The sequence below is a fragment of the Allobosea sp. CCNWLY174 genome, from assembly GCF_037120455.1.
Taxonomy (GTDB): domain Bacteria; phylum Pseudomonadota; class Alphaproteobacteria; order Rhizobiales; family Beijerinckiaceae; genus Allobosea; species Allobosea lupini.
The window spans coordinates 1,318,380-1,340,608 of record NZ_JBBBBQ010000001.1 but is presented as its reverse complement, the minus strand read 5'-3'; the positions used below and the strand labels follow the sequence as shown (position 1 = coordinate 1,340,608).

General features: G+C 67.0%; 22 protein-coding genes. 5 read left to right on the top strand and 17 right to left on the bottom strand.

What is annotated here, in order from left to right:
- The first annotated feature begins 122 nt into the window (after positions 1–122).
- From V7S63_RS06550 to V7S63_RS06540, 3 genes are all read left to right on the top strand, one after another.
- The gene (locus V7S63_RS06550) at positions 123–458 is read left to right on the top strand and encodes an Hpt domain-containing protein (RefSeq protein ID WP_091831159.1); all 336 of its coding nucleotides are present in this window, start codon (positions 123–125) and stop codon (positions 456–458) included.
- A gap of 201 nt (positions 459–659) precedes the next feature.
- Entirely contained in the window at positions 660–980 is a 321-nt protein-coding gene (locus V7S63_RS06545; protein ID WP_091832340.1) for a 2Fe-2S iron-sulfur cluster-binding protein, read from the top strand.
- Between the two features lie 363 nt (positions 981–1,343).
- Positions 1,344–1,766 (top strand): universal stress protein, encoded by a 423-nt coding sequence (locus V7S63_RS06540; protein WP_091831157.1) that lies wholly within the window; start codon positions 1,344–1,346, stop codon positions 1,764–1,766.
- A 6-nt stretch (positions 1,767–1,772) separates the two neighbouring features.
- Here V7S63_RS06540 and V7S63_RS06535 read toward each other — a convergent pair whose 3' ends face one another.
- The 3 genes from V7S63_RS06535 to V7S63_RS06525 form a co-directional block, all read right to left on the bottom strand.
- A complete protein-coding gene (locus tag V7S63_RS06535) occupies positions 1,773–2,372 on the bottom strand; it encodes a hypothetical protein (RefSeq protein WP_336529617.1) in 600 nt (199 codons plus the stop codon).
- A 103-nt stretch (positions 2,373–2,475) separates the two neighbouring features.
- On the bottom strand, positions 2,476–3,651 hold the full coding sequence (locus tag V7S63_RS06530) for a vWA domain-containing protein (protein WP_336529616.1): 1,176 nt from the start codon (positions 3,649–3,651) through the stop codon (positions 2,476–2,478).
- A gap of 139 nt (positions 3,652–3,790) precedes the next feature.
- Positions 3,791–4,063 carry an HU family DNA-binding protein gene (locus V7S63_RS06525; RefSeq protein ID WP_066468590.1) on the bottom strand — a complete coding sequence of 91 codons (273 nt, stop codon included), beginning with the start codon at positions 4,061–4,063 and terminating at the stop codon, positions 3,791–3,793.
- A 281-nt stretch (positions 4,064–4,344) separates the two neighbouring features.
- On the opposite strand from V7S63_RS06525, the gene V7S63_RS06520 reads away from it, so the two are divergent.
- Positions 4,345–5,586 carry a flavin-dependent oxidoreductase gene (locus V7S63_RS06520; RefSeq protein ID WP_336529615.1) on the top strand — a complete coding sequence of 414 codons (1,242 nt, stop codon included), beginning with the start codon at positions 4,345–4,347 and terminating at the stop codon, positions 5,584–5,586.
- A gap of 6 nt (positions 5,587–5,592) precedes the next feature.
- Here the strand turns inward: V7S63_RS06520 and V7S63_RS06515 are convergent, their stop codons facing one another.
- The 14 genes from V7S63_RS06515 to xdhA form a co-directional block, all read right to left on the bottom strand.
- Complete coding sequence (locus tag V7S63_RS06515; protein ID WP_100959405.1) at positions 5,593–5,973, bottom strand: PilZ domain-containing protein; 381 nt, start codon at positions 5,971–5,973, stop codon at positions 5,593–5,595.
- Between the two features lie 100 nt (positions 5,974–6,073).
- Positions 6,074–6,532, bottom strand: a complete 459-nt coding sequence (locus V7S63_RS06510) for a cupin domain-containing protein (RefSeq protein WP_100959406.1) — start codon at positions 6,530–6,532, stop codon at positions 6,074–6,076.
- 13 nt (positions 6,533–6,545) lie between these two features.
- On the bottom strand, positions 6,546–7,244 hold the full coding sequence (locus V7S63_RS06505; RefSeq protein ID WP_336529614.1) for an ABC transporter ATP-binding protein: 699 nt from the start codon (positions 7,242–7,244) through the stop codon (positions 6,546–6,548).
- 3 nt (positions 7,245–7,247) lie between these two features.
- Positions 7,248–7,997 (bottom strand): ABC transporter ATP-binding protein, encoded by a 750-nt coding sequence (locus tag V7S63_RS06500; RefSeq protein WP_336529613.1) that lies wholly within the window; start codon positions 7,995–7,997, stop codon positions 7,248–7,250.
- Positions 7,990–8,919 (bottom strand): branched-chain amino acid ABC transporter permease, encoded by a 930-nt coding sequence (locus V7S63_RS06495; protein WP_336529612.1) that lies wholly within the window; start codon positions 8,917–8,919, stop codon positions 7,990–7,992. The genes V7S63_RS06500 and V7S63_RS06495 overlap by 8 nt, the downstream gene beginning before the upstream one ends.
- Before the next feature lie 58 nt (positions 8,920–8,977).
- On the bottom strand, positions 8,978–9,904 hold the full coding sequence (locus tag V7S63_RS06490; RefSeq protein WP_091831142.1) for a branched-chain amino acid ABC transporter permease: 927 nt from the start codon (positions 9,902–9,904) through the stop codon (positions 8,978–8,980).
- Between the two features lie 98 nt (positions 9,905–10,002).
- Positions 10,003–11,172: an ABC transporter substrate-binding protein gene (locus tag V7S63_RS06485; RefSeq protein WP_100959410.1), complete on the bottom strand. Its 1,170-nt coding sequence runs from the start codon at positions 11,170–11,172 to the stop codon at positions 10,003–10,005.
- A gap of 263 nt (positions 11,173–11,435) precedes the next feature.
- Entirely contained in the window at positions 11,436–12,509 is a 1,074-nt protein-coding gene (locus tag V7S63_RS06480) for a BMP family ABC transporter substrate-binding protein (protein WP_336529611.1), read from the bottom strand.
- Positions 12,510–12,541: 32 nt separating this feature from the next.
- The gene (locus tag V7S63_RS06475; RefSeq protein WP_336529610.1) at positions 12,542–13,465 is read right to left on the bottom strand and encodes an ABC transporter permease; all 924 of its coding nucleotides are present in this window, start codon (positions 13,463–13,465) and stop codon (positions 12,542–12,544) included.
- A complete protein-coding gene (locus V7S63_RS06470; protein WP_336529609.1) occupies positions 13,462–14,538 on the bottom strand; it encodes an ABC transporter permease in 1,077 nt (358 codons plus the stop codon). Before V7S63_RS06470 ends, V7S63_RS06475 begins: the two co-directional genes overlap by 4 nt.
- On the bottom strand, positions 14,531–16,090 hold the full coding sequence (locus tag V7S63_RS06465; protein WP_336529608.1) for an ABC transporter ATP-binding protein: 1,560 nt from the start codon (positions 16,088–16,090) through the stop codon (positions 14,531–14,533). The genes V7S63_RS06470 and V7S63_RS06465 overlap by 8 nt, the downstream gene beginning before the upstream one ends.
- Positions 16,074–16,919 (bottom strand): xanthine dehydrogenase accessory protein XdhC, encoded by an 846-nt coding sequence (xdhC, locus tag V7S63_RS06460; protein WP_336529607.1) that lies wholly within the window; start codon positions 16,917–16,919, stop codon positions 16,074–16,076. Before xdhC ends, V7S63_RS06465 begins: the two co-directional genes overlap by 17 nt.
- Complete coding sequence (xdhB, locus tag V7S63_RS06455; protein ID WP_442896421.1) at positions 16,916–19,264, bottom strand: xanthine dehydrogenase molybdopterin binding subunit; 2,349 nt, start codon at positions 19,262–19,264, stop codon at positions 16,916–16,918. The genes xdhC and xdhB overlap by 4 nt, the downstream gene beginning before the upstream one ends.
- Positions 19,257–20,729, bottom strand: coding sequence for a xanthine dehydrogenase small subunit (gene xdhA, locus V7S63_RS06450; protein WP_336529606.1), 1,473 nt, complete (start codon positions 20,727–20,729; stop codon positions 19,257–19,259). The genes xdhB and xdhA overlap by 8 nt, the downstream gene beginning before the upstream one ends.
- Before the next feature lie 132 nt (positions 20,730–20,861).
- Between xdhA and guaD the strand changes: the two genes are divergently transcribed.
- A complete protein-coding gene (gene guaD / locus V7S63_RS06445; RefSeq protein WP_336529605.1) occupies positions 20,862–22,178 on the top strand; it encodes a guanine deaminase in 1,317 nt (438 codons plus the stop codon).
- Positions 22,179–22,229 lie beyond the last annotated feature (51 nt).

Genomic DNA, 22,229 nt, shown 5'->3' with positions numbered 1-22,229 from the left:
TTGAAACCCGTTTGACCGTCTGATTCACAAACGTCGTTAACGCCTCATTCACCATAACGGCGCTTCATGAGGGGTCAGAAGGCTGCGCGAGTTCCGCGGCTTAGACAAGAACCGAGTTCCCCATGCCCCAGACTGCCATCGATCTCGTGCATCTCGCCCGCCAGAGCGGCGGCGATGCCGAGCTGGAGCGCGAGCTGCTGACGCTGTTCGCCCAGCAATGCGCTCGCCAGCTGCGCGCCATCCATGCCGGAGACGCCAGTGTCGGCCGCGATGCCGCCCATACCTTGAAGGGAGCTGCCCGCGCCATCGGCGCCTGGCAGGTGGCCGAGGCCGCCGACCTGATCGAGCAGCAGCTGACAAAGGCCGATGCCGCGCCGCGCGAGGATGCGCTGGACGCGCTGACGCTCGCCGCGGCCGAGGCGCGCGCCGTGATCTCCCGGCTCGACTGCGCGGCCTGACGCCGCAGGACGGCAGGGGCGGCACGGCGGAGATCGCCGTTTCGCGCGCTTTCGAAATCTTCTAGAGATGCGATGTCGGTGGGCTCCCCGCTCGCGGACGATGTCCCTTTCGCGAACCTGCCCGTGGCCCGCCAGGAAGCCCGGCCGGTTCCTCCCGACCGCGCCAGCCGCGCAGCCGTCGCCAGGCGGCCGGAGTTCACGATGCCGAAGATCACTTACATCGACGCCCAGGGCACCAGCCGCACGGTCGAGGGCGAGACGGGGTCGACCGTGATGGAGGTCGCAGTCCGCAACGGCGTGCCGGGCATCGAGGCCGAATGCGGCGGCGCCTGCGCCTGTGCCACCTGTCATGTCTATGTCGACGAGGCCTGGGCCGAGAAGGCCGGCCACGCCGAGCCGATGGAGGAGGACATGCTCGACTTCGCCTTCGACGTGCGCCCGACGTCGCGCCTGTCCTGCCAGATCAGGGTGCGGGACGATCTCGACGGCCTCGTGGTGCGCACACCGGCGCGTCAGGGCTGAATTTTCACGAAGCACGCCGTCTTTCCTGACCATCGCAGCGATGGACAAGGAATCGCGACGGGCTCTCGCCCGGAACGGGGAGAGACATGGAGAGGGGCCTTACGCCCCATCTGACCAGCCTGAGCGCTGCCCCTCGCAGATCCTTCCCCGTTCCCGGAGAGGGCTCGCGCGCTCTTCGGCCCATTTGATCGACCGCAAGGACGGCCGCGTTCGCTCCGGTCATGATCGCGCTGTCGGACGCCGGAGCCCATCGCGACGACGCGACGCTCTTCCCTTGCGGGATCGTGCTCCGACATAGTGTGCAGGCGTCGGTTCCGATCGTTCGACCATCAGGCCGGGCGGGCCACGCCGGAGGAGGATGCGATGTACAAATCGATTCTGGTCCCGGTCGATCTCGCCGAGGCCGAGCTGGCAGGACCGGCCATCGCCGCGGCCGAGGGGTTCGCCACCCAGTCCGAAGGCTCGATCAGGCTGATCTATGTCCGCTCGCTTGTTCCGATCACCTACATGGAATTCGTGCCGGCCGATTTCGACGCCGGCCAGCAATCCGAGTCCGAGGCCAAGCTCGCCGAGATCGCCGCCAAGGTGAACCTGCCGGCCGAGCGCGTCTCGGCCAAGGTCCTGGTTGGCTCGGTCCATGGCGAGGTGCTGGCCGAGGCAGATGCCAGCGGTGCCGACCTGATCGTCATCGGCTCGCACGAGCCCGGCATGCTCGCCTATGTGATCGGCTCGAATGCCTCGACCATTGTGCGCCGGGCGAAGTGCTCCGTGCTGGTGGTCAGGTAGGGAGCTTCAGGCCGCAAGGCGGCCCGGGACGAGATCGTCGGGGACCTCGCCGCTCGCGAGGTCTCTCGGCTGGTTGAGCCGGATCATCGGCCAGACCTGCCAGAACGAGGCCGCCGCGAGCACGAGCCCGAGCCCCGCTGCGGCGGTCGCGCCCTGCTGCAAGGCACGCAGGCTGAAGAAGGTCAGCATCAGCATGGCGCCGCCGCCGGCGATAACCAGTGCCAGCCAGAGCAGATAGGGCTTGCCGGCGAGGAAGCGCGCCTTGGGATTCGCACGCACGATCGCGGTCGACAGCGCCGTGACGAAGGCATGATAGCGCGCATCGTCGCGGTCGATGTCGGTGAGTGAGCGCCAGGACAGGTTGCCGAAGCTGATCGTCCGGCCATCGCTCAGACGCAACTGGGTCCGGAAGCCTTTCGACGAGACGTTGCTGGGCGCATAGATGAAGCGCACCTGCTCGACGGCCGAGAGCCTGACCTGGTCGACCTTGCGGGTCGAATCGATCTCCAGCATGTCGCCCTTGAGCCGATAGGCGATCTCGAAGCCGATCGGCTTCGGTCGCTGGCGCCAGAAGGGCAGGGTGGTGTCGTCGTCGGCGAGGCTCATGGCGGCAAGCTCTAGCCGTCATTCTCAGGCGGAGCAAAGCGCAGCCTCGAGAATCTCCTGAAAAACATGCTCGGGTCGAGCCAGAGCATGACGAGCCATGCGTCTAGCGCGTCAGCGCCTTCATCGCCCCATCGAGGCCGTCGAGCGTCAGCGGGAACATTCGGCCGCCCATCAACCCGCCGATCTGACGGATCGACTGGGTGTAGCCCCAGAGGTTCTGCTGCACCGGATTGAGCCAGACCGATTTCGGGAAGCGCTCGGTCAGCCGCCGCATCCAGACCTCGCCGGCCTCCTCGTTCCAATGCTCGACCGAGCCGCCCGGCATGGCGATCTCATAGGGGCTCATCGAGGCATCGCCGACGAAGACGAGGCGATAATCGGCCGGGTAGGTGCGCAGCACGTCAAAGGTCGGGATCACCTGGTCGTGCCGGCGCCGGTTCTCCTTCCAGACCCGCTCATAGGGGCAATTGTGGAAGTAGAAATGCTCGAAATGCTTGAATTCGGCCCGCGCTGCCGAGAACAGCTCTTCGGCCAGCTCGATATGCCAGTCCATCGAGCCGCCGACATCGAGGAAGAGCAGGACCTTGACCGCATTGTGCCGCTCGGGCCGAAGCTTGACGTCGAGATAGCCGTGCTTGGCGGTTTCGGTGATGGTCTGGTCGAGGTCGAGCTCCTCGGCCGCGCCGGTGCGGGCGAATTTGCGCAGGCGGCGCAGCGCGATCCGCAAATTGCGCACGCCGAGCTCGCGCGTGTCGTCGAAATCCTTGAACTCGCGCTTGTCCCAGACCTTCACCGCCCGGAAATTGCGGTTCTTGTCCTGGCCGATGCGCACGCCTTCCGGGTTGTAGCCATAGGCGCCATAAGGCGAGGTACCGGCCGTGCCGATCCATTTCGAGCCGCCCTGATGCCGGCCCTTCTGCTCGGCGAGGCGTGCCTTGAGAGTCTCCAGCAGCTTCTCCCAGCCGAGGGCCTCGATCTGGGCCTTCTCCTCGTCGGTGAGGAATTTCTCGGCGAGCTTGCGCAGCCACTCTTCAGGAATGCCGACCTGCTCGAAGGCCTCGCCCAGGGTCTCGACGCCCTTGAAGACCTCGGCGAAGACGCGGTCGAAACGGTCGAGATGGCGCTCGTCCTTCACCAGGCAGGCACGGGCGAGATAGTAGAACTCGTCGACGCGATACTCGGCGAGTTCGGCCTCGACGCCCTCCAGCAGCGCAAGATACTCGCGCAAGGTGACCGGGACCTTGGCGGCGCGCAGATCGGTGAAGAGGCGGAGGAACATCGCGCTACTGTGGCTAGCAGCGTCTCAAGGTCAAGCTGCGGCGGCTCGTAAGGCCGTTTAACCGATCAGCTTGCGGCGCAGGCTGATCGGTCAAGCGGCCTCCACACGCGGTGTGGGAGCCGCCGCTGTCTAGCAAGGCTCAGGCGACGGCGTCGGCCAGATCCTTGGTGACCTTGAACTTCACGACCGTCTTGGCCGGAACCTTGATGGTCGCGCCGGTCGACGGGTTGCGGGCCTCCCGGGCCTCACGCTTGGCGGCCGCCAGCTTGCCGATGCCGCCGAGCGTGACGTCGCCGCCCGACTTCAGCGTCTTGGCGACCACGCCAGCGAGCGAGCCGAGAATGGCCGAGACATCGGCCTTGGTCTTGCCCGTCTCGTCCGCGATCGCGGCGATCAGTTCGTTCTTGGTCATGAAAACCTCCTGAGACCAATGTTGTTAAAATTGACGCTGCGCCGAATCCCAACGGGTACGGGCGCAACGCGGCGAATCGACGCGCTCTCGCGCACGAACCCGCCATTTGGCATGCTTGCCGGCGAAACACGACGGCATCGGCCGTACATACGCACAGCAATCGGCTTCGTTCCTGTCAAAAGCCGCGAAATTGGGGCGGTTTTCACCAGCTTTGTGGAGCGATTGACAAATCGCCTCGGGTTATTTGAAGCTTGAAATAATTCGGGGGAGCGGAACGCGGCATGAAGGCCATCATCATCGGCGGCGGCATCGGGGGGCTGTCCCTGGCCCTGATGCTGCACACGCGCGGCATCGCCGCGACAGTCTACGAGCAGGCGAGCGAGATCCGCGAGGTCGGCGTCGGAATCAACACGCTGCCGCACGCGATTCGAGAGCTGGCCGAGCTCGGCCTGCTCCCGGCCCTCGATGCCGTGGCGATCCGGACGCGCGAACTGGTCTACATGAACCGCTTCGGCCAGACCGTCTGGCGCGAGCTCCGCGGCCTGCACGCGGGCGCTCCGGTGCCGCAGTTCTCGATCCATCGCGGCCGGCTTCAGGGCGTGATCCGGGACGCCGTGGTCGAGCGTCTGGGGCCGGATGCGATCCGTACCGGCCGCCGTCTGCAGGGCTTCCTGCAGGACGAGGGCGGGGTGACCGCGCATTTCGCCGACGCCAGGCTGGGCGAGGGCGGCGAGACGGCGCGCGCCGATATCCTGATCGGCGCCGACGGCATCCATTCGACAGTGCGCGCGCACTACTTCCCGAACCAGGGCGGGCCGCGCTGGAACGGCGTCCAGATGTGGCGCGGCGCCTGCGACTGGCCTGCCTTCCTCGATGGCGAGAGCATGATCATCGCCGGCGGCATGGCCGGCAAGCTGGTGCTCTATCCGATTGCCGAGGGCAAGAACCCGGGGACGCGCCTGACCAACTGGGTCGTCAACATCCGTACCGGTGATCCTGCCAAGCCGCCGCCGAAGGATGCCTGGTCCAAGGCTGGGCGGCTCGAGGACGTGCTGCCTTTCGCCCGGCGTTTCACCGTGCCCGGCGTCGACATCCTCGCCTTGATCCAGGCGAGCGGCACCTTCTGGGAATACCCGATGTGCGACCGCGATCCGCTGCCGCGCTGGAGCCATGGCCGGGTGACGCTGCTCGGCGACGCCGCCCATCCGATGTACCCGGTCGGTTCGAACGGCGCTTCGCAGGCGATCCTCGATGCGCGCTGCCTCGCCGACCTGCTGGTCAAGGCCGAGCATCCGCGCCATGCGCTCGCCGCCTATGAGGCTCTGCGCCTGCCGGCGACGGCGGAGATCGTCGCGATGAACCGCGGCGGTGGTCCCGAGCGCGTCATCGATGCGGTTGAGGCGCTCGCGCCCAACGGCTTCGACGATGTCGAGCGCGTCCTGCCCTATGGCAAGCGCGAGCAGATCGTGAAGGCCTATGCCGGCAAGACCGTGCTCCCGGTCGCGCAGCCGGCGAAGGGCTGAGGAAACTCAGGCGCCTTCCGTCAACTCGACGATGCGTGCCTTCAGCGCCGTGTTTTCCTGCTCTAGCTGGCGCAGGCGCCGCATCAGGTCGAGCGGTACCGGCGCATCGTCCTGCTTCGCGGCAGCGGCGAAGGAGACGCCGATGCGCTCGGCGTCGCGCCAGCGGCTGCGCACCATCCGGCTTTCCCGCTTCACCGGCAAATAGAGCTCGAACAGCTCCGGCAGGGCGATGCTGTCCGGGAACACCAGGAGAGCGCCGTCTTCCGACAGGTTGCGGATCGTGCAGTCCAGCGTCGACTGGCGCTGGTTGAAGATGACCTTGCCGCCGATCAGAGTCCGGTTGCGGACCGAGCGGCGGCGTTCGGAGAACGGCGTTGCAGCGGACATTGGCCCTGGCCCTGGTTCAAGCTCAGGTTGAGACCATGCCCGCTAATGCTCATGGTTGCAGCAGCAAGTATTTTTTAACCTTAACTGCGCGGCTGGTCGTTCAGGCGCCGTCGGGCGGAGGCGGCAGGAAGTCGATCTCGTAACGCGCCGACAGGGCGACGACCTCCGCCGGGTTCTGCTCCTTCATCGAATGGATCGCCCAGAACAGGTCGTAGAGGCGCCCCGTGGGTGCGACCCAGAACAGGCATTTCACCGGCGCATCGCTCTTGTTGAACAGCCCGTGCGGGACGTTGCGCGGCAGCTTGATCAGGTCGCCGGGCAGGGCATGCGATTCCTGGCCGTCGAGCACGAGGTCGAGCCTTCCCTCGAGCATGTAGATGAACTCGTCCTGGGTCGGATGGATGTGCGGCGGCACGAAGGTGCCGGGCGGGAAGGTGGCGTGCCAGGAGAAGCTGTCCTCGCTCAGCATCTTCGGCACATAAGTCTGGCCGAGGATGTTCCAGGAGATCGCGTCGATCCCCTCATTGGCCCTGGTCACGCCGGCTGTGAGCGGTTTCATCGTCTGCTCTCCTTCAAAGATGCAGGAAGCGGTCCTTGACCGCGCTGTCGCTGCGCAGGTCGTCGCTGCTGCCGCGCCAGGCGACGCGGCCCTTTTCCAGCACGACATGCCGGTCGGCAATCTTCGCCAGCGCGTCGACATTCTTGTCGATCACGAGGATCGACTCGCCCTCGGCCTTCAGCGCGGCGAGGCAGGACCAGATCTCCTGCCGGATGATCGGCGCCAGACCTTCGGTCGCCTCGTCGAGGATGACGAGCTTGGGATTGGTCATCAGCGCGCGACCGATCGCCAGCATCTGCTGCTCGCCGCCGGAGAGCTGGTTGCCGCGATTGGCCTTGCGCTCTTTGAGCCGCGGCAGGAAGGCGTAGACGCGCTCAAGCGTCCAGCGGGCCGGGCCGAAGCGGCTGGCGGCGGTGGCGATCAGGTTTTCCTCGACCGAGAGCGTCGGGAAGATCTGGCGGCCTTCGGGGACGAGGCCGATTCCGGCCTGCGCCAGGCGAAAGGGGGCACTGCCGGTGAGGTCGATCCCGCCGAAGCTGACGCGCCCCGCGCGCGGCCGGATCAGCCCCATGATGGCGCGCACCGTCGTGGTCTTGCCCATGCCGTTGCGGCCGAGCAGGGTCACGACCTCGCCGGCCCCGACCGCAAGGTCGACGCCGAACAGGATCTGCGCCTCGCCATAGCCGGCATCGAGGTTTTCGACGGTGAGCACGGACTAGCCCTCCTCGCCGAGATAGGCTTCGCGCACCGCCGGATCGGCCCTGACGGTCACAGGGTCGCCCGAGGCGATGACGCGGCCATAGACCAGGACGGTGACAGTATCGGCGAGCGCGAACACCGCCTCCATGTCGTGCTCGACCAGCAGCATGGCGTAGCGGCCCTTCAGGCTCCTGAGCAGCGCGATCAGGCGCTCGCCTTCCTCCTTGCCGACGCCGGCGAGCGGCTCGTCGAGCAGGATCGCAGCCGGCTCCAGCGCCAACGCCATGGCGATCTCCAGCGCCCGCTTCTCGCCATGCGACAGGCTGCCGGCCGGGACATGGGCGCGCTCGGAGAGGCCGACCGCATCCAGCGCGGCGCGGGCAGGGCGGTTCAGGCGCTCGTCGCTCGCCGCGTTGCGGAAGAAGGAGAGCGGGTGGCTCGCCTTGGCCTGCACGCCCAGCGCGACATTCTCCAGCGCCGAGAGCGAGGCGATGGTCGAGGTGATCTGGAAGGTCCGCGCCAGGCCGTGGCGAGCCCGTTTCTCGGCGTTGAACGAGGTGACGTCCTCGCCGCGGAAGCGGATCGTGCCGTCGTCCGGCGTCAGCATGCCGGAGATCTGGTGGACGAGCGTCGTCTTGCCCGCGCCGTTCGGGCCGATCAGCGCGTGCAACTCGCCAGGCGCCACGGCGAGGCTGACGCCATCGGTGACCTTCAGCGCGCCGAAGGATTTGCTCAACGCCTCGAGGACGAGGACCGGTTCAGCCATGGCGCCCACCCAGCTTGCGCAGCATCCCGACGATGCCGCCGCGGGTGAACAGCACGAAGAGGATGATCATCGGCCCGAAGATGGCGCGCCAATGCTCGGTCACATGCGACAGCGCATCCTCGGCGATCAGATAGGCGATCGCGCCGATGATCGCGCCGTGCAGCGAGCCGACGCCGCCGAGCACCGCCATGAAGATCAGTTCGCCCGAACGCTGCCAGGACATGAAGGCCGGGCTGACGAACTCGGTGTGGTTGGCGAGGAAGAAGCCGGCGAGTCCGGCAAGCATGCCGCTGATCACATAGGCGACGAGGCGCACCTTGTTGACATCGAAGCCGGTGACGCTGACGCGCGTCGGGTTCTCGCGCGCTGCCCGCAGCACCCTGCCGAAGCGCGAGGCCACGAGGCCGCGCACCAGCAGATAGGCGCCGGCGAGCGCGATCAGCACGCTGTAGTAGAACGAGATCCGGCTCGCGAACGGGTTGAAGCCGAGGAACGTGCTCTTTTCGTAGAGCGTCAGCCCGTCATCGCCGCCATAGGCCGAGAGCGCCTGCGCCAGGAAATAGACCATCTGGCCGAAGGCGAGGGTGATCATGATGAAGGCGACGCCGCGCGTGCGCAGGCAGATCGCGCCGGTGATCGCGCCGAACAGGGCGCAGACGGCGAGGATCACCGGCAGGATCACGAGTGCCTCGCTCCTGCCCTCGGTGATCATGATGCCGGTGACATAGGCGCCGATGCCAAGGAAGGCGGCATGGCCGAAGGAGACGAGGCCGCCGACACCGAGGATGAGGTCGAGCGAGAGCGCGGCGATGGCGAAGATCAGCGCCCGCGTCAGCAAAGCGAGCCAGCCGGCCGGCATGCCGAGCGAGACGGCGAGCGGCGCCAGCGCCAGCAGCAGGAACAATATGGCAGGCAGCAGCACCTTGCGCGCTCGCGCGGCGGCGCGACGCTGGTGACCTCGGCTGTCGTCGTCGCCGAGCTCATGTCCGGCCTCGCGCCGGCAGCAGGCCTTCCGGCCGCACGAACAGCACCACCGCCATCAGGAGGTAGATCAGCATCGAGGACAGCGCCGCGCCAGTCGCCCGCGCCGATGGGGCGCTCATGAACAGGCGGAGCAGGTCATTCATGAAGGAACGGCCGAGCGTGTCGACGAGGCCGACGATCAGCGCGGCTACAAAGGCGCCGCGGATCGAGCCGATGCCGCCGATGACGATGACGACGAAGGCAAGGATCAGCACAGTGTCGCCCATGCCGGGCTCGACCGAGAGGATCGGCGCCGCCATCGCCCCGGCGAAGCCCGCCAGCATGGTGCCGAAGGCGAAGACGATCATGAACAGCTTGCGGATGTCGACGCCGAGCGCCGAGACCATCGGGGCGTTCGAGGCGCCGGCGCGCAGAAGCATGCCGGTGCGCGTCTTCTCGACGATGAACCAGAGCAGGGCGCCGACCGCGAGACCGGATCCGATCAGGGCGAAGCGGTAGGTCGGGTAAAGGATGCCGTCCATCAGCGCGACATTGCCGGTCAGGAAGGCCGGCAGCGGCACGGAGAGGGGGGCGGCGCCCCAGATCATCTTGACGCCCTGGTTGAGCAGGAGGATCAGGCCGAAGGTCGCCAGCACCTGGTCGAGATGGTCGCGCTCGTAGAGATGGCGGAAGACCAGGAATTCGAGCGCGAGGCCGAAGACCAGCGCCGCCGCCAGCGCCAGCACGAGGCCGAGCACGAAGGAGCCCGTCAGCGCGACGAAGGTCACGGCGAGATAGGCGCCGAGCATGTACTGCACGCCATGCGCCAGGTTGATGAAGTCCATCACGCCGAAGACCAGCGTCAGCCCTGCGGCCACCAGAAACAACAGGATGCCGAACTGCAGCCCGTTCAGGATCTGGACGATGAGGAGGCCGGTGGTCATGGCAAAGCTATCCCGTCATGCTCGGGCTTGACCCGAGCATCTCGTGGAAGGAGATCCTCGGGGCGAAGCTGTGCTTCGCCCGAGGATGACGCTTCGCGTCACTTCAGCGCGCAATCCTTCGCGTGCGGGTCGGCATAGTCCTCGAACACCTTCTGGGCGATCTCGGTCTGGAACTTGCCGTCCGCCCGCTTGGCAACCTTGACCAGATAGAAGTCCTGGATCGGGTAGCCGTTGGTGTTGAACTTGAACTTGCCGCGCAGCGAGGTGAAGTCGGCCTTCTTGATCGCGGCGCGCAGCTTGTCCTTGTCGCCTGTGCCGCCGGCGGCCTTGACCGCCGAATCGATCAATTGCGCCGCGTCATAGGACTGCTGGGCATAGGAGCCGGGCACGATCTTGTACGCGGCTTCATAGGCCGAGACGAACTTCTTCGTCTGCGGGTTGTCCATGTTCGGAGCCCAGGTCATTCCGCCGAACATGCCGACCGCCGCATCCTGCTGCGCCGGCAGGGTCGACTCGTCGACCGTGAAGGCGGAGAGGAAGGGCACCTTGCCGGTGAGGCCGGCCTGCGACCACTGCTTGACGAAATTGACGCCGAGGCCGCCGGGCAGGAAGGCGAAGACCACGTCGGGCTTGGCCGAGGCGATCTTGGCGAGCTCGGCCGAGAAGTCGAGCGCGGTCAGCGGCACATAGACCTCGTCGAGGACCTCGCCCTTGAAGTAGCGCTTGAAGCCGGCGAGCGAGTCCTTACCGGCCTGGTAGTTCGGCGCGATGATGTAGGCCTTCTTGTAATTCTGGTCCTGCGCGTATTTGCCCAGCACCTCGTGGACCTGGTCGTTCTGGTACGAGGTCACGAAGAAGTTCTGGTGGCAGGCCTTGCCGGCCATGGTCGAGGGGCCGGCATTCGGGCTGATCAGGATCGCGCCGGAATCCAGCACCGGCTTGGCGATCGCGCCGAGGATGTTCGAGAACACCGGGCCGACGACGAAGTCGACCTTGCCGCCTTCGACGAAGCTGCGGACCTTGCCGACCGCGACGTCGGGCTTGAGCTCGTCGTCGATCACGGTGATCTGCACCGGCACGCCGCCGAGCTTGCCGCCGTTCTGGTCGACGGCGAGCTGGAAGCCGTCGCGGACCTGCTGGCCGAGCGCGGCCGCCGGGCCGGTCAGCACGCTGACCACGCCGATCTTCAAGGGCTCCTGCGCCTGGGCGGTAGCGAGCCCGAGTGCGAGCACGCCGGCGCTAAGCGACAGAGTGAATTTGAGCGTCATGTCCGATGTCCTCCCGGGACGTGGCAGATGCGACCGCCGGCGGGGTTCCCCATCCCTGTCCGGTGGTGTCGGCAGCCATATTGTTTCAAGCTTAAAATATCTGCAAGGGGGGTCCTGCGGGTAATTTTTGTTCGCAGCTGGAGAGCGTCATTCTCGGGCGGAGCGAAGCTCAGACCCGAGAATCTCAGGACGAGGAGGCGCTGAGAGGAGCCTCCTCCTGCAAGAGATGCTCGGGTCAAGCCCGAGCATGACGCGTCCTTCGCTTACGCCTGCACGCCGTCGACGTACCAGTCCATCTTCGAGAGGATCTCGTCGCTGGCGGTCTCGCCGGCCTTGAGCCGCAGCGTGCCCTTCTGGTCCTTGAGCTCGCCGGTGAAGGGATGGAGCGTGCCGGCGACGATGCCCTTCTGGACCTCGTCCGCAGCGGCGCGCGCCGCCGGCGTGACGGCGTCGTTATAGGGCGCGAGCTTGACCATGCCGTCCTTGATGCCGCCCCAGACGTCGCCGCTCTTCCAGGTCCCGTCCATCGCCTCCTTGACGCGCTTGACGTAGTAGCCCGACCAGTCGTCGACGATCGCCGAGAGATGGGCCTTGGGAGCGAAGGCCTTCATGTCCGAGGCCTGGCCGAAGGCGAAGACGCCGCGTTGCTCGGCCGCCTGCAGCGCCGCCGCAGAATCGGTGTGCTGGGTGATCACGTCGCAGCCCTGGTCGATCAGCGCCTTGGCGGCATCGGCTTCCTTGGCCGGGTCGTACCAGGTCGAGGCCCAGATCACCTTGGTCTTGAAGTTCGGGTTCACCTTCTTGGCGGCGAGATGGAAGGCGTTGATGCCCATCACCACCTCGGGAATCGGGAAGGAGGCGATGTAGCCGGCCTGTCCGGACTTCGACATATGCCCGGCGATGGTGCCGATCACGGCGCGGCCCTCGTAGAAGCGGGCATTGTAGGTCGCGACGTTCTCGGCGCGCTGATAGCCGGTGGCGTGCTCGAACTTGATTTTCGGGAACTGCTTGGCGACCTGGATGGTCGGGTTCATGAAACCGAAGGAGGTCGTGAAGATCAGCTGGTCGCCGGCCTGGGCGAGCTGGCGGATGGCGCGCGCCGCATCCGGGCCTTCGGCGACGTTCTCGATGAAGCTGGTCTTGACCTTGTTGCCATAGGCGGCCTCGACCGCCTTGCGGCCTTGGTCATGGGTCCAGGTCCAGCCATGATCGCCGACCGGGCCGACATAGACGAAGCCGACGCCGAACGGCGCCTGGGCGCGCGCACCGGCCAGCGGCAGGGTCGCGCTGGCGGCCGCGCCGGCGAGAAGGGTGCGGCGGGTGATGATGGTCGACATGATGGTGCTCCCCGTTGTCGGTTGCGGCGCGATCAGGGCGCCGGGAAAGGCTTGCCGAGGCAGGCGGGCGCGTCGCGCCCGCCGGTTCTCCGTCCTAGCGACATCATGGTCAGAACCACAATCGTCGCAAGGTAGGGGGTCATCGCCAGCACCTCGGGCGCGATGAAGCTGAGGCCGGCCGCCTTGGCCTGCAATTCGAAGGTCGCGACCGCGCCGAAAAGATAGGCGCCGATCAGCAGCCGGCCCGGCTTCCAGGCGGCGAAGACGACAAGGGCGAGCGCGATCCAGCCACGGCCGGCGGTCAGGCGGTCGGCCCACATCGGCGTCAGCGCCAGTGAAAAATAGGCGCCGCCGAGCCCGGCCAGCCCCCCGCCGAAGGCGGTCGCGGCGGTGCGGATCGCCAGCACGCGATAGCCGATCGCATGGGCGGAATCGGCATTCTCGCCGACGGCCCGCAGGATCAGCCCGGCCTTGGTCCGGCGCAGGAACAGGCTGACGGCGAGGACGAGCGCGAGCGAGAGGTAGACGATAGCGTCATGGCCGAAGACGAGCCGCAGCCAGGGATGGGCGGCGTAGTCGGCCGGGAAGAGCGGGCCGAGCCGCGTGATCGTGCGGCCGACGAAGCCGGCCCCGATCAGCGAGGAGGCGCCGATGCCGAAGATCGTCAGCGCGAGGCCGGTCGCGACCTGGTTCGAGCCGAGCCCCAGCGTCAGCAGCGCGAAGATCATCGCCGCGGCGACGCCCGCCAGCGTCGCCGCCAGCAAGCCGAGCGGGACGCTGCCGGTGGAATAGGCCACCGCAAAGCCCGCGACGGCTCCGCACAGCATCATGCCCTCGACGCCGAGATTGAGCACGCCGGCCTTCTCGGTGACGATCTCGCCCAAGGCCGCGAGCAGGATCGGCGTCGCCGCGGCGGCGAGCGTCATGAAGATCGAGACGAGGATGGCGGCGGTCATGGCGCGCTCCTCGCCGGGCGCGCCTTCCAGGCGAGCCGGTAGCGCACCAGCACATCGGTCGCGAGCAGGAAAAACAGCAGCAACGCCTGGAACATCCCGGTGGCGGCCGAGGGCAGGCGCACCGTGCTCTGGGCGATCTCGCCACCGACATAGGTCACCGCCAGCACCAGCGCGCCGAAGACGATGCCAATGGGCGAGAGACGGCCCAGGAAGGCGACGATGATCGCGGTGAAGCCGTAGCCGACCGGGAATTGCGGCGTGAGCTGGCCGAACGGACCGGCGGCCTCGAACAAGCCCGCCAAACCTGCGAGGCCTCCGCCGGCCAGCAGCGCCGCCCAGGTGACGCGGTCCGCATCGAAGCCGCCATGGCGGGCGGCCGCCGGCGCACGGCCGACGACGCGCACGGCATAGCCGGCGACGGTCTTAGCCATCACGAACCAGGCGACCAGCGCCAGCAGGATCGCGAGCGGCACGCCGAAATGGACGAGCGAGCCTTCCGCGACCGCCGGCAGCGTCTGGCTGGCGCTGAACATCTTGGTCTGCGGGAAATTGAAGCCGTCCGGGTCCTTCCACGGGCCGCGCACGAGGTAATAGAGGAGCTGCACCGCGACATAGGTCAGCATCAGGCTGGTCAGGATTTCGCTGACCTGGAGGCGCACCTTGAGCAAGGCGGGGAGCGCCGCATAGGCCGCGCCGCCCAGGATGCCGGCGAGCGCCATCGCCGGCAAAATCCACCAGCCAGTCATGTCATGGGTCAGGAGCGCAACGCCGGTGCCGGCGATCGCACCCATGACATACTGCCCCTCGGCGCCGATGTTCCAGACATTGGCGCGAAAGCCGATGGCGAGGCCGAGCGCGATCATGATGAGCGGCGCCGCCTTGACGCCGAGATCGGCCCAGCGCTGCGGCTCGATCAGCGGCGTGATGAAGATCGCCGTGACCGCGCGCAGGCCGTCATAGCCGATCGCGCCGAAGACCAGCATGCCGGTCAGCATGGTGAGCCCGATCGCGATCAGCGGGCTGAGATACAGCATCGCCTTGCTGGGCTCGCGCCGGCGCCGCCATTCAAGCATGCGCCGGCTCCACCTGATGGCTTTCGCCATGGACGCCGCCCATCAGCAGGCCGATCTCTTCGAGCTTCAGGCCCGCGACCGGCCGCGCCTGCGACAGTCGCCCTTCGTTGATCACACAGAGCCGGTCGGAGAGCTCGAGCAACTCGTCCAGATCCTGCGAGATCACCACGATGGCCGAGCCCTGCGCGGCGAGGTCGACCAGTGCCTGCCGGATTGCGGCGGCAGCGCCGGCATCGACGCCCCAGGTCGGCTGCGCGACCACCAGCACGTCGGGGCGCTGCCCGATTTCGCGGCCCATGATGAATTTCTGCAGGTTGCCGCCGGAGAGCGAGCCAGCGAGCGCCGCCGCGCCGGTTGTCCGGACATCGAAGCGGGCGATGACATCCTTCGCATAAGCCTCGACCGGCCCTTGCCGGATCACGCCCGATGGCGCGAGGGGCAGGCGATGGCGCGCAGTCAGCACGACGTTCTCCGCAAGCGAGAACTCGGGCACGGCGGCGTGGCCGTTGCGCTCTTCGGGCACGCAGGCGAGGCCGGCGGCGCGGCGGGCGCCGGCATCGGCCAGGCCGATCGGCTGGCCGTCGAGCCGGATCGCCTCATTGCGGGAGGCGAGATGCTCGCCCGAAAGCGCCATCAGCAATTCGGCCTGGCCATTGCCGGCGACGCCGGCGATGCCGAGGATCTCGCCGGCCTGGGCGGAGAAGGAGATGGCCTTCAGGCTTGTGCCGAAAGGCGGCTCGCCCGGCATGTCGAGCTTCTCGACCGAAAGCCGGGCCGCACCGGCCTTACCGTCACCAGCCGGCCGCTCGATGCTCTTCAGCTCCGCGCCGATCATCAGTTCGGCCATGCGTCGCGTCGTTTCGACACGCGGATCGCAGGTCGCGACGACCTTGCCGCCGCGCAGGATGGTGGCGGCCTCGCACAGCGCTTTGATCTCGTGCAGCTTGTGGCTGATGTAGAGGATCGAGCAGCCCTCGCTGGCGATCTGGCGCAGCGTCTCGAACAGGCGCTCGACCTCCTGCGGCGTCAGCACCGAGGTCGGCTCGTCCATGATCAAAAGCTTCGGCTTCTGCAGCAGGCAGCGCACGATCTCGATGCGCTGGCGCTCGCCGACCGAGAGCGTATGCACCTCGCGGTCCGGGTCGAGCGGCAAAGAATAGCTGTCGAGGATCGCCTTGATCCGCGCCTTCAGCTCCTCGGCCGGGACGGTCTCGTCGAGGCCGAGCGCGATGTTCTCCAGCACGGTCATGCCGTCGAACAGCGAGAAATGCTGGAAGACCATGCCGATGCCGAACTTGCGCGCCGCCTTGGGCGAGGCGATCTCGACCGGGCGGCCGTCGAAGCTGATCTGCCCCTCGTCGGCGCGCTGCACGCCATAGATGATCTTGACCAGGGTCGATTTGCCGGCGCCGTTCTCGCCGAGCAGGGCATGGATCTCGCCGGGGCGGACCGAAAGGCTGATGTCCTGATTGGCCTTCACGCCCGGAAAGCTCTTCGAGACATGGGCGAGCGCCAGGCGCGAAGGTGCCGTCTGGTCAGGCGGCTGCGTCATGGCGGTTCCGTGGCCTCGCTCGTTTCATGGCTGTGTCGCCAAGCAAGCAACGCACCAGCTCGGCACTCGTCAAGGCGGCGATCACCTCCGGACGCTTGTCATGCACATCCGATCCGCCGATCGGGCAGGTGAGCCTACCCAGTGCCTTGCTGCCGGGATGGCGGCGGCGAAAGCTGGCCTCGAAGCGGGCGCGCTTCGTGCCCGAGCCGATCATGCCGACATAGGCCGCGTCGCCGCGCAGCAGCGCCGCCTCGGCCAGTCTATAATCGAGCGCATGGCTATGCGTCAGGACGACGAAGGCAGAGCCCGGCCGCGCAGCGGCCAGCGCGGTCTCGGGATCGTCGAGTTGCAGGCAGGCCACGGTCTCGGGCACCTCGCCGAACTGGCCGGGCCGATCGTCGATCAGGGTCGCCGCGACCGGGAGTAAAGCGAGGCTGCGGGCCAGCGCCTTGCCGGTGTGGCCGGCGCCGAAGATCAGCACCTGCGGTCGCTCGGCCGCTGCTTTCGCCTCGGCCTGCCTCAGCGCTTCCAGATGGGCGGCGGCCGCCGGCTCCATCGCCACCCGCACGCGCCCGCCGCAGCACTGGCCCATTTGCGGGCCGAGTGGGATATCGATCAACTGCTGCGGGCCGCCGCTGTCGAGCATGATGCGGGCGAGGTCGATGCAGTGGAATTCGAGCTGGCCGCCGCCGATGGTGCCGGCGCTGCTGCGGGCGCTGACGATCATCGTCGCGCCGGCCTCGCGCGGGGTCGAGCCCTGGGCCTCCGTGATGCGGACGATGACGGCGCCTTCGGTGAGGCTAGCGGCGAGGAAGTTGGCGGGGGTCATCGTACCGCCTCCGCCTGCGCCCTTACCCTGTCGACCGCGTCGAGCACGCGCTCCGGCGTGGCTGGCGCGTCGAGCTGCGGGCAGACCCGATGGTCGCCGACGCTCGCCACCGCATCGGAGAGCGCGTGCAGCACGCTGATCGCCAGCATCAGCGGCGGCTCGCCCACCGCCTTGGAACGATGGATGGTGTGCTCGCGATTGGGCGCCTTCTCCAAGAGCGCGACGTTGAAGATCCGCGGACGATCGGAGGCGACCGGGATCTTGTAGGTCGAAGGCGCGTGCGTCCTGAGCCGCCCCTTCTCGTCCCAGACCAGCTCCTCGGTGGTCAGCCAGCCCATGCCCTGGACGAAGCCGCCCTCGATCTGGCCCTTGTCGATCGCCGGGTTCAGCGAATTGCCGCAGTCGTGCAGGATGTCGACGCGTTCGACCTTGTACTCGCCCGTCAGGGTGTCGATCGCGACTTCGGCCGCGGCCGCGCCATAGGCGAAGTAGTAGAACGGGTGGCCGCGACCGGCCTTGCGGTCCCAATGGATTTTTGGCGTCGCATAGAAGCCGGTGGCCGAGAGCTGGACGCGCGCCATATAGGCCGCCTTGACCAGCTCGACGAACGCGATCTCGCGCGCACCGACCTGCACTCTGCCGGGCAGGAAGGCGATCGCCTCCGGCTTTTCCTGCCAGTGCTCACAGGCGAAGGCGATGAGCCGCTGCTTGATCGTCTCGCAGGCGTCGAGCGCCGCCATGCCGTTGAGGTCCGAGCCTGAGGAGGCGGCCGTTGCCGAGGTGTTCGGAACCTTGCCGGTGGTCGTCGCGGTGATCTTGATCTGCTCCAGCCCGATGCCGAAGGCCTGCGCCACCACTTGCGCCACCTTCTGGTAGAGCCCCTGGCCCATTTCGGTGCCGCCATGGTTCAGCGCCACCGTGCCGTCGGTGTAGACGTGGACCAGCGCGCCGGCCTGATTGTACCAGGTCGCGGTGAAGGAGATTCCGAACTTGACCGGGGTCAGCGCGATGCCGCGCTTGATCACCGGGCTCGTCCGGTTGAAGGCGCGGATTGCGTCCTGGCGGGCGCGGTAGTCGCAGGAATGTTCGAGGTCTTCGATCACCTCGGCGGCGATCATGTCCTCGACCTGCTGGTGATAGGGCGTGATCTCGCGGCCTTCGCCGCCATAGAGGTTGCGCTTCCTCACCTCCAGCGGATCGAGCCCGGTGGCATAGGCGACTTCCTCGATGAAGCGCTCGGCCCCGACCATGCCCTGCGGCCCGCCGAAGCCGCGGAAGGCGGTGTTCGAAACCGTGTTCGTGCGCAGGGGCTCGGAAAGGGCCCGCACCGCCGGATAGAAAGAGCAGTTGTCCATGTGGAACAGCGCGCGGTCCGTGACCGGGCCGGAGAGATCGGCGTTCCAGCCGCAGCGCGCGGCATAGACCGCATCGACCGCATGGATGCGGCCGTCATCGTCGAAGCCGACCTCGTAATCGACGACGAAGTCGTGGCGCTTGCCGGTGATGACCATGTCGTCGTCGCGGTCTGGCCTGAGCTTCACCGGCCGCTTCAGCTTGCGGGCGGCGAGCGCCGCGACGCAGGCGAAGAGATTGGCCTGCGTCTCCTTGCCGCCGAAGCCGCCGCCCATGCGCCTGACCTCGATGGTGACCGCATGCGCGCCCACGCCAAGGACGTTGGCGACCATGTGCTGGACTTCGCTCGGATGCTGGGTCGAGCACAGTACCAGCATGTCCTCGTCCTCGCCGGGGATGGCGAGGGAGATCTGGCTTTCCAGGTAGAAATGGTCCTGCCCGCCGATCGCCATCGAGCCCTTCAGCCGGCGCGGGCTGGCGGCGAGGGCGGAGGCGACATCGCCGCGTTCGAGCTTGAGCGGCTCGGTGACGAGTTCGGAGCCGGCAGCGCGGGCGGCGGCGACGTCGAGCAGGGGAGGCGCCTCATCGTAGGACGCCTTGGCCAGCAGCGCGGCATGGCGGGCCTGCTGGCGCGTCTCGGCAATGACCGCAAAGAGCGGCTGGCCGTGATGCAGGATGTCGCTCGTCGCGAACACCGGCTCGTCGTGCTTGTGCGTCGAGGAGATGTCGTTCGCGCCGGGGATGTCGTTGGCGGTGAGCACCGCGAGCACACCGGGCGCCGCCGCGACAACCGACAGGTCGAGCGCGACCAGCTTGCCATGGGCAATGGTCGAGAGGCCGAGGCAGGCATGGGCGAGGCCGGCGGGCTCGGCGATGTCGTCTATATAGAGCGCTTCGCCGGCGACATGCTTCTCGGCTGAATCATGCTTCAGCGGCGAGCCGACGATCGACCGTGTCGCCATGGCGTCGAGCCGCTTGCGCGCGTCAGCCATGGGCAGCCTCCGCCAGCAGGCCGGCGACGCGGGTCGATGTCTCGGGCGCCGTCGTCTCGATCAGGAAGCGTCGCAGCAGGTTGCCGGCGACCTTGAGCCGGTAAGCGGCCGAAGCCCGCATGTCGGTCAGCGGCGTGAAATCCTCAGCCAGCGCGGCGATTGCGGCGGTGACTGCGGTCTCGTCCCAGGAACGGCCGAGCAGCGCGGCCTCAGCGATTTTCGCTCGCTTCGGGATGCCGGCCATGCCGCCATAGGCGAGGCGCGCGTCGCTGACGCGCCCGGCTTCCAGCGTCATATAGAAGGCGCCGCACACCGCAGAAATGTCCTCGTCGAAGCGCTTCGAGATCTTCGAGATATGGAAAAGTGCTCCCACAGGCAGTTTCGGTACCAGCACGGCCTCGACGAATTCGCCCGGCTGCCGGTCCTGCTTGCGATAGTGGAGGAAGAAGGCTTCGAGGGGTAGCTCGCGGCGCTCGCTGTCCTTGCGCAGCACCAAGGTCGCGCCGAGGGCGATCAGGGCCGGCGGCAGGTCGCCGATCGGCGAGCCGTTGGCGATGTTGCCGCCGATCGTGCCGGCATTGCGCACCTGCTCGCCGCCGAAGCGGCGCAGCATCTCGTCGAGCTGCGGCGAGATGCCGGCGAGCGCCTCGCGCACCGTGACCTGGTTCGCCATCGCGCCGAAGCGAAGATGATCGCCTTCGTCCGAGATCGCGCGCAATTCGTCGATGCGGCCAAGGTAGATCACCGGATCGAGCCGGCGCATGCCCTTGGTGACCCACAGGCCGACATCGGTCGCTCCGGCGACGAGTGTCGCCTGCGGATGGGCGCTGACGAGTTCGGCCAGTGCCGCGACATTGGCGGGGGCGTAGAAATGGCGTTCACCATCGCCGATCGAGATCGTTTCGTCATCCGCGAGCGCCTTCAGCCGGGCGATGACAGCGGGCATCCCAGCGACGAAACGATCCTGCTCGCGCTCGGCACTATCCATGCGCTGCGCGGCAGCGATGATCGGCTCGTAGCCGGTGCAGCGGCATAGGTTTCCTGCGAGCGCATCCTCGATCCGCTGCACCGACGGTGACCGCTCGTTCAGCCAGAGCGCCAGCAGCGACATCACGAAGCCCGGCGTACAGAAGCCGCATTGCGAGCCATGGCAGTCGACCATCGCCTGCTGCACCGGGTGAAGGGCCCCGTCCGAACCTTTGAGGTGCTCGACGGTCAGGACATGGCATCCATCGAGGGTCGGCAGGAAGCGGATGCAGGCGTTGATCGCCTCGTAGCGCAGACGGTCGCCATCGAGCCGGCCGACCACGATGGTGCAGGCGCCGCAATCGCCCTCGGCACAGCCTTCCTTGGTGCCGGTGCGGCGGCGGTCGAGTCTCAGCCAGTCGAGCACGGTGCGGGTCGGATCGCAGGAGGCGATCTCGACCGGCTCGTCGCCGAGCAGGAAACGCACGGTCTCACGCATGGCGGTTCGGTGCATGGCGGTCCGGCCGCTGGCAAATCGGGTTCATGCCCCAAGATTAGGCACGTTCGCGGCTTGGCCGGAAGCTTTGATTTGGTGCAGATATGATCGCGATTTGAGCCGGAGCGGCGAGCCTTGAGCAAAGACGGTGCGATCTCGGCCCTGCGCGGCCGGCTTCTCTGGTTCGTCGACGATCCGCATGCGATCGGCGAGGCCGCGCATCGCTATGTCGAGGACGGCCTGCTCGTCATCGAAGGCGGCCTGATCAAGGCTGCTGGCGAGGCGAGCGAGATGCTGCCGACGCTGCCGGCCGGCGCTCCCATCACCGATCATCGTCCGCATCTGATCATGCCGGGCTTCATCGATGCCCATATCCACATGCCGCAAACGCAGGTGATCGCCTCCTATGGCGCGCAACTCATGGAGTGGCTGAACAAATACACCTTCGTCGAGGAGCAGAAGCTGGCCCAGCAGGGCCATGCCGAGAAGCTCTCTGGCTTCCTGCTCGACGAATTGCTGGCCAGCGGCACCACCACAGCTGCGATCTACTGCTCGGTGCACAAGCAATCGGCCGACGCCTTCTTCGCCGAATCGCATCGGCGCAACACCCGCATGATCGCCGGCAAGGTGATGATGGACCGCAACGCGCCGCCGGCGCTGACCGACACGGCCGAGAGCGGCTATGCCGACAGCAAGGAACTGATAGCGCGCTGGCATGGCAAGGGCCGCCAGCTCTATGCGATCACCCCGCGTTTCGCCGTGACCTCGACGCCGGAGCAGATGGCGGCCTCTCAGAAGCTGGTCGCGGAGCATCCGGACTGCTTCGTCCAGACCCATATCAACGAGAACCGGGCCGAGATCGCCTTCGCCAGGGAGCTCTATCCCGATGCCGCCGACTATGCCGGCATCTACGAGGACTACGGCCTCTTGGGGAAGAAGAGCCTGCTCGGCCACTGCATCCATATGACCAAACGCGAATGGCGGGCTTTCGCCCAGCATGGCGCGATCGCCGTCTTCTGCCCGACCTCAAATCTCTTTCTCGGCTCCGGCCTGTTCGATTGGCAAAGAGCGCGGCATGAGGGCGTCAAGGTCGCGGTCGCCACGGATATCGGCGGCGGCACCTCCTATTCGATGCTCCGGACCATGGCCGAGGCCTACAAGATACTGCAGCTGCAGGGGCAGTCGCTCTCGGCCTTCGAGGCGCTGCATGCGATCACGCTGGGCAATGCCGCGACGCTGGGCCTGGATCATCTGATCGGCTCGTTCGAGCCGGGCCACGAGGCGGATGTCGTCGTGCTCGATCCCGCCGCGACGCGGGTGATGGCCCATCGGCTGGAGACGGTGCGCGATCTAGGCGAGGAGCTCTTCGTGCTGGTCACGCTCGGCGACGAGCGGAATGTAGTGTCGACCTATGTCGCGGGGGAGCGGTTGTCCCATTGTTCAACGAATTGAAATTTCGTTGAACACGAGGTATTGTTCAACGAAAATCTATTTCGTTGAACA